The organism is Spirulina sp. 06S082, assembly GCF_034932145.1.
In the GTDB taxonomy this organism is placed as follows: Bacteria; Cyanobacteriota; Cyanobacteriia; order Cyanobacteriales; family Spirulinaceae; genus CCY15215.
In genome coordinates, this window is record NZ_JAYGHV010000433.1 from 1 (window position 1) to 8,105 (window position 8,105).

An 8,105-nucleotide genomic window follows, 5' to 3' on the forward strand; every position below is an offset into this window, starting at 1 on the left:
CTGCCGGGTTTGGGATACCGATGGGAAAGAATATCTCGACTTTGTTGCGGGTATTGCCACTTGTACCCTCGGTCATGCTCATCCCGTTCTTGTTGAAGTCCTAACCCAACAAATCAAAAAGTTACACCACGTCTCCAATTTATATTACATCCCAGAACAAGGAGAATTGGCGGAATGGCTGGTCGATCGTTCTTGCGCCGATCGTGTCTTCTTCTGCAATTCCGGTGCAGAAGCCAATGAAGCGGCGATCAAGCTCGCTCGCAAGTACGCTCACAAAGTCCAAGAAATCCAATATCCTGTTATTTTAACTGCTAAGGCCAGTTTTCACGGACGCACTCTTGCTACCATTACCGCAACGGGTCAACCTAAATATCAAAAGGGCTTTGAACCCCTGGTGGATGGGTTTGCCTATGTCCCGTTTAATGATATCCAGGCTTTGGAAGATGCGATCGGGGACATTGATGAGGGCAACCGTCGCGTTGGAGCCGTTTTACTAGAAACCTTACAGGGAGAAGGAGGAGTGCGTCCTGGGACTCGGGAATACTTCCAGGAAGTGCGCCGAGTTTGCGATGAAAATGGCCTGCTTTTGATTTTGGATGAAGTACAAGTGGGCATGGGACGCACGGGGAAACTCTGGGGCTATGAAAATCTGGGCATTGAACCGGATATTTTCACCAGTGCTAAGGGTTTAGCGGGAGGCATTCCCATCGGTGCAATGCTATGTAAGAATTCCTGCGATATGTTTGAACCAGGCAATCACGCCAGTACCTTTGGGGGCAATCCTTTGGCTTGTGCCGCAGGTCTGGCTGTGGGAAAAACGTTGATGGCAGACAATCTTCTCGATAATGTTCAAAGTCGCGGGGAACAATTGCGCGGGAAGTTAAATGCGATCGCCCAACTCTATCCCCAGATATTCACTGAGGTGCGGGGTTGGGGTTTAATTAATGGACTCGAAATTGCGGAGAATCGCGATTTAACTTCGATTGATTTGGTGAAAGCTGCAATGGATAAAGGCTTGCTTCTCGTGCCTGCGGGTCCAAAAGTTGTGCGTTTTCTGCCACCTTTGATCGTTTCTGAAACTGAAGTGAATGAGGCGATCGAGAAACTCGAAAGCGCGATCGCTTCTCTGTTGGTTTAGAAACATTAACAACCTGCACTACTTTCCTCAGTGCGGGTTGCGATAAAACGGGCAATTGAAGATTGGCACTATTGGCACTATTGGATAGATCGCGGCTATGAATTTTAAAGGGGACTGGCAATGCTGTAGGACGTGGGTTGCTTGGGGATCGATCGCGATCGCCTCGAGAAAATCCACAATCTTGATCCCCTTCCATTGCACATCCAGCTTTGACCACCGGGTGACACAGTGAAAATCTTGAGTGTAACTAACCCCCAAACGCGCAACTCCCACTCCCGTAAGCCAATTTGCGGGGTTTCCCCGTAGGTTAGCACGGGAAACCCTTTGGCGAGATATTGACCCGGAGGAACGCGATCGCTTTGCTCTTCTTCAGGTTTTTGAAAGAATTTACCTTGTATCATTGACTTAGCATCATTGACCAGTTATTCTCTCTAATACTTATCCCCATTATTCCTCATCGTCTTCATCATCGTCATCCGTGGGATAAACGAAACTGTTCGATTGTCCGGTCAGGACAGATTTTCCTTGAGATAAGGCTCTTTGCGCGGCGATCGCGGCTTTGTGTTTCCAAGTCGCTTTGCGTTTGTCGCGCTTGCTTTTAGAGGTCTTCTTCTTGGGGACTGCCATAATTTTAAGTTGCGGGTATGCTGAATGGACAATTGACCATTATATCTTGAAATCGCCAGATTATTTTTCCTTTTTTTATTCCCGCAATTTCCTGGCTCAAAATCGAGAAAAGCGCTATATTTAGTGTATATTCGTTCCTCTATTGCCTAAATAACACTATTTCTAGCGTTTTTCTCTCAAATTTTTTTCTAGCTATGAGTGCCTTACCCATCCCCGATTTTACCATTAATAATCCCCAAGAGCTTGCTTCTTATTTGCGAGAATCGGTTTCTTGGCGAGAAATCGAGGCACTGACCAGTAATTATGCTCATTGGAAAGAAGAAGCCTGGGAACTGCTTTCAGATGGCGATCGCGATCGCATTAAAACCCTCAAACGCTGGAAAGATAGCGCGATCGTACAAAAATTTCCCCTCGGGACCCCCGTTCAGCGCCTCGACGATACGGAAAATCTCATGGGGGAAGTGATTAACTATTGGCAAGCCTACGGTATAGATTATATTACCTTTCAAGTTGGCCAAGACATCGATTGGTGTCGTGCCAGTAATCTCAAACGAGTTCCGAAGTAATGGCTAAAAATAAAACATGAATTTTTAAGATTTTCACCTGTTCTCTCTTGCCTGTTCTCTGATTAACTAGACATCAGCATCCGTCGAGATTAATCTTAAGATCGGACTTAACACGGAAAAAACTGACCCTTATGAGAATTCTAGTCACGGGAGGAGCGGGTTTTCTCGGTTCTCACCTTATCGATCGCCTCATGCAGGCAGGTCACGAAGTTATCTGCTTGGATAATTTCTATACTGGCAGCAAACGCAATATCCTACAATGGCTCGAAAATCCTAACTTTGAAGTCATTCGCCACGATGTTACCGAACCCATTCGCCTCGAAGTAGATCAAATTTATCATCTCGCTTGTCCGGCTTCTCCCGTTCACTATCAGTACAACCCGGTTAAGACGATTAAAACCAATGTCATCGGCACATTAAATATGTTGGGACTGGCGAAACGGGTCAAAGCCAGATTTTTCCTCGCTTCCACCTCCGAAGTTTACGGCGATCCCGAGGTTCACCCTCAGCCAGAAGAGTATCGCGGTAACGTAAATCCAATTGGAATTAGAGCTTGTTATGATGAAGGTAAGCGAGTTGCAGAAACTCTCGCTTATGATTATCACCGTCAAAATGGTGTTGATATCAGGGTTGTACGCATTTTTAATACTTATGGAACTCGAATGTTACCTAATGACGGACGAGTTGTGAGTAACTTTATCGTTCAAGCACTGCAAGGAAAATCCCTCACCGTTTACGGCGACGGTTCGCAAACCCGTAGTTTTTGTTATGTTTCCGACTTAATAGAAGGATTTATTCGCTTGATGAATAGCGATCGCACGCAACCGGTAAATATTGGCAACCCTGGAGAGTACACTATTTTACAACTAGCGCAAACCATCCAAAATATGGTCAACCCTGACGCTAAATTAATCTTTAAAGCCCTTCCCCAGGACGATCCTCAGCAGCGACAGCCGGATATTACCCGCGCTAAAGAATGGTTGGGGTGGGAACCTACCGTCCCCCTAGATGAGGGATTAAAATTAACCATTGATTATTTTCGCGATCGCCTTGCCGAAGAGGGAAAAATAAGTCAGAAATGAAATAATATTTCTCATCGTTTATTCGTCATCTCAAGCATCTATAGCCACCCCAATAATTTTTTGAGGATTTAAGATTATGCGCGTTTGTGTCATTGGAACGGGATATGTCGGTTTAGTAACGGGAGTTTGTCTATCCCACATCGGACATAAGGTAATCTGCATCGACAATAATGAAGAAAAAGTAAAACTCATGAAGTCCGGACAAACCCCCATTTACGAACCTGGATTGTCCGATCTGATGCAGTCTTGTATGAAGTCTGGAAAGCTAGAGTTTACTACAGATCTCGGTTACGGGGTCGATAATAGCGATATTCTCTTTATTGCCGTGGGAACCCCTGCTTTACCCACAGGAGACAGCGATACTCGCTATGTAGAAGCCGTTGCGCGGGGAATTGGGGCGCATCTCAAAGAGGGTTATAAGGTCATTGTCAACAAATCTACCGTTCCCATCGGTTCGGGAGATTGGGTACAAATGATCGTGTTAGATGGAGTTTCCGAACGCCAAAAAGCCGAAGGGGGAAGCGGTTCTGAGGAAATTAGCGCAGAATTTGATGTGGTCAGCAACCCGGAGTTTTTGCGGGAAGGTTCGGCGGTTTTCGACACTTTTAACCCCGATCGCATTGTTTTGGGAAGTAACAATCAAAAAGCCCTAGATATGATGGCAGAACTCTATCAACCCCTCGTCGATCGCACCTTTGGGGAAGAAGAATATAAGGAATTACCCCCGGTTCCCATCGTGATGACGGATCTCAACTCCGCAGAAATGATCAAATATGCGGCGAATTCTTTTCTCGCTACCAAAATAAGTTTTATTAACGAAATTGCCAATATTTGCGATCGCGTCGGTGCGGATGTGGTGCAAGTCTCCAAAGGAATTGGTTTGGATTCTCGCATCGGCTCGAAGTTTTTGCAAGCGGGTTTGGGTTGGGGAGGTTCTTGTTTCCCGAAAGATGTCTCGGCGTTAATTCACACCGCCGATGATTACAATTATGAGGCAGAACTGCTTAAATCTGCGGTTAATGTCAATAAGCGCCAACGTCTCCTCGTCCTGGAAAAACTGCAACAGGAAATTAAAATCCTAAAAGGGAAAACTGTGGGTTTGTTGGGTTTAACTTTTAAACCCGATACGGACGATATGCGAGATGCTCCCGCTTTGGATTTAATCGAACAATTGCATCGTTTAGGGGCAAAAGTCAAGGCTTACGATCCCATTGTTTCTCAAACGGGAATGCGCCACGGTTTGGCTAATGCGATCGTCGAAACCGATCTCGATCGCCTCGCAGATGGTTGCGATGCTTTGGTTTTGGTCACAGACTGGGAACAATTCCGCAAAATTGACTACGAACAAATGGCAAAGTTAATGAATCATGCAGTGATTATTGACGGTCGCAATTTCCTCGATCGCCAAGCTGCGGAAAAAGCAGGTTTCCGCTATGTTGGCATCGGTCATTAAATTTCAAATTTCCCGATTTATCATTAAGTTTTTAGTGGAGAGGCGATCGCTTCTCCTTTTTTACTAGATTTATTGCAATAATTGCGATTTTTCCATTTTCTACCGCTTAACATTGAATTGGAACAGCAGAAAATCTACAACCAATAACAATGGATCGAGTCAAGGCAGATATTCTACTGGTTGACGATACCCCAGACAACCTACGCCTATTAACTACCGCTTTATCACAACGGGGCTATAAAGTGCGGGGGGCGATCGACGGAAATATGGCTCTTATGGGGGCAAATGCTTCTCCTCCCGATTTGATTTTGTTGGATATTTGTATGCCGGGGATGAATGGTTATGAGGTTTGCAAACATCTCAAAGCAAATCTTAAAACCGCCCCCATTCCGATTATTTTTATGAGTGCTTTAGACGAGACTATTGATAAAATTAAAGCCTTTAGAATTGGTGGAGTTGATTATATTACAAAGCCTTTTCAATTTGAAGAAGTAATTGCCCGTATTGAAAATCAACTCACCATTCGACGCTTGCAACTTTCCCTACAAACTTTAAATGACCAATTAGAAAAACGAGTCCGAGAAAGAACTTTTGAGTTAGAGCGAGAAATTTTGCAACGAAAACAAGCACAGGAGCAATTACTTCATTTAGCCTTACACGATCCGTTAACGCAACTGCCTAATCGCTTCTTATTTATAGAACGTTTGGAAGAGGCTATTCTCAAAGGTAAAATGAATCCAAACTATAGTTTTGTGGTTATGTTTCTCGACTGCGATCGCTTTAAACGGGTCAATGATTCTCTCGGTCATAATATTGGCGATCTCCTCTTGATTGCCGTTGGCGATCGCTTACAAAACTGTTTGCGTGCTGACGATACTCTAGCTCGTTTAGGTGGAGATGAATTTGCTATTTTACTTGATGCAATCGATCGCAAAGAAGAAATTCTCACCATTGCCGAACGGATCAATCACCAACTCTCTTACCCCTTTTATCTCCACGAATACGAAGTTTTTATTAATGTCAGTATTGGTATTGTTGTCAGTCAAGATAAATTATATCGACAATTTTATGGAACAGAGACTGAAATAATTTGTTATCAAAAACCAGAACAGATCCTGCGCGATGCAGATATTGCAATGTATCGCGCTAAAGCATTGGGAAAAGCGCGTTACGAAATTTTTAATCCTAAAATGCACCAGCAAGCATTAAATTTACTGCACTTAGAAAACGATCTGAGATGGGCTTTGGAACGTCAAGAATTTATGTTATACTATCAACCTATTGTTTCTTTAATACGAGGTAAAATTATTGGTTGTGAAGCATTAATTCGTTGGAATCATCCTCAACAAGGTCTTATTTCTCCTGATGATTTTATCTCTGTTGCAGAAGAAATGGGACTTATTTTGCCTCTGGGAGATTGGATTTTAAAAGAATCTTGTCAGCAACTGAAAAAATGGCATAATCTCAACTTAGGAGAACAGCCCTTTAGTATTAGTGTGAATATATCAGCCCGTCAATTTTCTCAAGCTAATCCCCTCGAAAAAATTGAAAAAATATTACAAGAAGTTCAGTTAGAAAACCATTATTTAAAGTTGGAAATTACCGAGAGCGTTCTCATCGATCGCCCTGAATTCATTGTTGTTCTCTTGGAAAAAATCAAAGCCCGCAAAATTTCCATTAGCCTTGATGATTTTGGTACGGGATATTCCTCTTTAAGTTATTTACATCGTTTTCCCATAGACACGGTGAAAATCGATCGCTCTTTTATTCATCGATTAGAGGAAAATGGCAAGAATTTAGATATCGTTAAAGCGATTATTGCTCTCGCACATAATTTAGGAATGGACACCATAGCAGAAGGCATTGAGACGATCGCTCAACTCGATTGCTTGCGGAATTTAGGTTGTAGATACGGTCAAGGTTATTTTTTTGCTAGACCCTTAAACAGTATCCAAGCAGAAAAACTCCTTACTCGCGACCCTCAATGGTAATTAATGGCTTCGGGTTTGATATAATGTTTTTGAATATGGGTAACAAGGCAATCGAGGCAATTAAAATTCGCTTCTAAGGAGGTGCAGCAATGACTGGCATGGCAGCAACAACCAATCCTAAACAAAACTTAACTTTAGATTTAACCCAAATTGCCGCAAAAGATGTGGCTCAACTTGCAGATCGATTAGAACAAGATGATTATGCCAATCCTTTTGAAGCCTTGGCAGACTGGCATTTACTGCGATCGATCGCCTTTCATAATGCTGAATTAGTTGAACCCTATCTTTATCTACTCGATATGGAAGCCTATGATGAAGCGTAATTAATATTGAGTCATAATTTCGCAGCGTAATTTCTGTTACCAGTCACCAATCATGAGTTGCTAGTGCTTGAAAGCAAACGGGTTCTAATCGGAATTACTGGGGGAATCGCCGCCTATAAGATATGTGAAGTAATTTCCACTCTCTTTAAGGCGAAATTACAGGTTCGCGTTATTTTAAGCGATCGCGCTACTCAGTTTATTACTCCCCTTACCGTTGCAACTCTCAGTCGCCATCGCGCTTATACCGATGACGATCTTTGGCAGTCTGTCCATTCTCGCCCTTTACATATTGAACTGGGAGAATGGGCTGATTTGTTTGTGATAGCACCCCTTACGGCGAATACTCTGGGAAAATTAGCCTGTGGTTTGGCAGAGAATCTCCTCACCAATACTATTTTGGCTTCTTCTTGTCCCGTTCTGCTCGTTCCCGCTATGAATACGGAAATGTGGGAGCAATTTGCAGTACAAAAGAATTGGCAGCAACTCCGGCAAGATCCTCGCTATCACAGTATCGATCCGGGGATGGGTTTATTAGCCTGCGATCGCATTGGGACAGGAAGAATGGCGGAACCTGAAGAAATAATTCCCGCCATTCAATCTCTTCTCTATACCCGAGGTCAACAAGATTTAACGGGTAAACATCTTTTAATCAATGGAGGAGGGACGCGAGAACCCCTCGATCCCGTGCGTTTTATCGGCAACCCCTCCACGGGAAAAATGGGCATTGCCTTGGCGCAAGCAGCGCTATCTCGCGGCGCTTCTGTCACCTTCATTCATGGACCGATCGCAGACAATTTACTGACCTCTCTCTCGAAGGCAGTTCGCTGCATCGCCATTACCCGTGCCGCGCAACTTTATGAAGCCATGTTAGAATGTTTCCCCGAGGCAGACTGGACGATTCTAGCGGCAGCCGTTGCCGATGTTA

At 43.8% G+C, this 8,105-nt stretch carries 8 protein-coding genes and 1 pseudogene; 7 read left to right on the top strand and 2 right to left on the bottom strand.

Features of this window, described 5'->3' with window-relative positions; all coding sequences use genetic code 11:
- On the top strand, positions 1 to 1,138 hold a 1,138-nt coding region (locus VB714_RS26100), incomplete at its 5' end, for an aspartate aminotransferase family protein (RefSeq protein ID WP_323228156.1).
- 117 nt (positions 1,139 to 1,255) lie between these two features.
- Here VB714_RS26100 and VB714_RS26105 read toward each other — a convergent pair.
- Together VB714_RS26105 and rpmF are read right to left on the bottom strand one after the other, a co-directional pair.
- Positions 1,256 to 1,536, bottom strand: a pseudogene (locus VB714_RS26105) (sulfite oxidase-like oxidoreductase); the annotation flags it as partial.
- Between the two features lie 49 nt (positions 1,537 to 1,585).
- On the bottom strand, positions 1,586 to 1,765 hold the full coding sequence (gene rpmF / locus VB714_RS26110) for a 50S ribosomal protein L32 (RefSeq protein WP_323228158.1): 180 nt from the start codon (positions 1,763 to 1,765) through the stop codon (positions 1,586 to 1,588).
- A 194-nt stretch (positions 1,766 to 1,959) separates the two neighbouring features.
- Between rpmF and VB714_RS26115 the strand changes: the two genes are divergently transcribed.
- The 6 genes from VB714_RS26115 to coaBC form a co-directional block, all read left to right on the top strand.
- Complete coding sequence (locus tag VB714_RS26115; protein ID WP_323228159.1) at positions 1,960 to 2,331, top strand: hypothetical protein; 372 nt, start codon at positions 1,960 to 1,962, stop codon at positions 2,329 to 2,331.
- Positions 2,332 to 2,462: 131 nt separating this feature from the next.
- Positions 2,463 to 3,413 carry a UDP-glucuronic acid decarboxylase family protein gene (locus VB714_RS26120; protein ID WP_323228161.1) on the top strand — a complete coding sequence of 317 codons (951 nt, stop codon included), beginning with the start codon at positions 2,463 to 2,465 and terminating at the stop codon, positions 3,411 to 3,413.
- 76 nt (positions 3,414 to 3,489) lie between these two features.
- Positions 3,490 to 4,866, top strand: coding sequence for a UDP-glucose/GDP-mannose dehydrogenase family protein (locus VB714_RS26125; protein WP_323228163.1), 1,377 nt, complete (start codon positions 3,490 to 3,492; stop codon positions 4,864 to 4,866).
- Positions 4,867 to 5,015: 149 nt separating this feature from the next.
- Entirely contained in the window at positions 5,016 to 6,857 is a 1,842-nt protein-coding gene (locus VB714_RS26130) for an EAL domain-containing protein (RefSeq protein ID WP_323228164.1), read from the top strand.
- 98 nt (positions 6,858 to 6,955) lie between these two features.
- Entirely contained in the window at positions 6,956 to 7,180 is a 225-nt protein-coding gene (locus VB714_RS26135; RefSeq protein WP_416309806.1) for a DUF2555 domain-containing protein, read from the top strand.
- 63 nt (positions 7,181 to 7,243) lie between these two features.
- The coding region (gene coaBC, locus VB714_RS26140; RefSeq protein ID WP_323228166.1) for a bifunctional phosphopantothenoylcysteine decarboxylase/phosphopantothenate--cysteine ligase CoaBC at positions 7,244 to 8,105 on the top strand (862 nt) is incomplete at its 3' end.

Coding starts and splice junctions, on each gene's coding strand:
- rpmF (WP_323228158.1), bottom strand. CDS start 1,765: ATGGCAGTCCCCAAGAAGAAGACCTCTAAAAGCAAGCGCGACAAACGC.
- VB714_RS26115 (WP_323228159.1), top strand. CDS start 1,960: ATGAGTGCCTTACCCATCCCCGATTTTACCATTAATAATCCCCAAGAG.
- VB714_RS26120 (WP_323228161.1), top strand. CDS start 2,463: ATGAGAATTCTAGTCACGGGAGGAGCGGGTTTTCTCGGTTCTCACCTT.
- VB714_RS26125 (WP_323228163.1), top strand. CDS start 3,490: ATGCGCGTTTGTGTCATTGGAACGGGATATGTCGGTTTAGTAACGGGA.
- VB714_RS26130 (WP_323228164.1), top strand. CDS start 5,016: ATGGATCGAGTCAAGGCAGATATTCTACTGGTTGACGATACCCCAGAC.
- VB714_RS26135 (WP_416309806.1), top strand. CDS start 6,956: ATGGCAGCAACAACCAATCCTAAACAAAACTTAACTTTAGATTTAACC.